The 1,301-nt window shown below is 44.2% G+C and carries 1 protein-coding gene; it reads left to right on the forward strand.

Annotation, left to right across the window (positions count from 1 at the left end; genetic code table 11):
* Window positions 1-310: 310 nt before the first annotated feature.
* Window positions 311-1,078 (forward strand): hypothetical protein, encoded by a 768-nt coding sequence (locus tag J7438_RS25520; RefSeq protein ID WP_209278850.1) that lies wholly within the window; start codon window positions 311-313, stop codon window positions 1,076-1,078.
* Window positions 1,079-1,301 lie beyond the last annotated feature (223 nt).

Raw genomic sequence — 1,301 nt, forward strand, 5'->3', positions numbered from 1 at the left:
TGGCGCTATTGGTTGCCATCGGGTTTGCTCGAACAGGATGATGAGACCTGTTCGCCGAGCCTGTTGTAACCAGTGGCTGAGAACTGGGAATTACCAATCGCATGTTGGACAGATCTCCCCGGATAAGAGCATGAACTTTCAGTGCACAACCGCCGCATTTACCGTGTCTCACGAACCTGAGGGCTTCGTAATCTTTGGCTCACTCGCCCAGAGACTCAGCCTTGTATGCGGTTTCTGTACGTCGGCTCGCACCTTTGCACTCAGACTGCCTCCGCACAGCCTCTCGCGAGACTGCACTTGCCTTAAGCTAGTGGTTGTCATCAGCAGGCGTCTTTACCGCCAGTCAGATGTAGGTTCTCCCACAGGGGACTTTCACCCCATCAGTTCATGCCCATGCCGGGCGTACCAAAGCCTTCCAGCAGACGCCGCCTGCGGCGGCGCTGCTGAAGGCGGCGTTAGAATTTTTGGTGAAGTTATGAAGTACATTAACAAAATGAAGCAAATCGAAATTACAGACATATTAAAATTCTCTAGCTCTTTAGAAGCTGAAAATCCCGAGTATACATATCACAAGTCTTATCGTTATTTTGTTCAATACTTTGCTGATAAAAGTGAACTAACTGAACAAGAGTTAATGATTGGAGCCAACCTGACGTATGGCTGGATGCCAACGATTATGAACTTTAAGGCAAATAATTTTGAAGGTGCTTTAAATATTTTAAATAAGGCTAAATTGGCTGAGCGCATTTCAACCGATGAGCTTCTTGCATTGAAGTCACTAATAAATAATTCTCTTGTTGGTGTGTCAAAACTTCTCCACTTCGTTAACCCAGATGTTTATGCAATTTGGGATAGCAGGGTATGTCATTTTTTGCTCGGTAAGTCTTACAAGTACATAATTGAGAAACCAGATTTGTATTGGGAATATTTAAATTTGTGCGAGCGTGTGTCAAAAGATCTCGCTTTTCAACCGATACATAATTCTTTCGAAAATTCAGTGAGGTATAAGGTTTCAGCTCTTAGGGTTGTTGAACAGCTAATGTTTATGAACAGCCATACAACAATAGTTAAATTCTAACAAAGCATTTAAGAGTGACTGCCCACGCTTGCTGTTTTCGCTTCGCTCAAAGTATAGCAAGCGCGTGCAGCACCTTAATGCAGCGTTAGGCTCTATATAGTGCTTGTCCGAAAACCCATCAGCCCTTGAAAACAGCAGTCTGTGACCTAACTTAATCATTGAAGATTTCCACTGACAGGCTGTTGTCTCACTCATGCGCCAAACCATCAAGCCACAAATGCAG

The organism is Thalassotalea sp. G20_0, from assembly GCF_017744175.1.
GTDB lineage: Bacteria > Pseudomonadota > Gammaproteobacteria > Pseudomonadales > Endozoicomonadaceae > Endozoicomonas.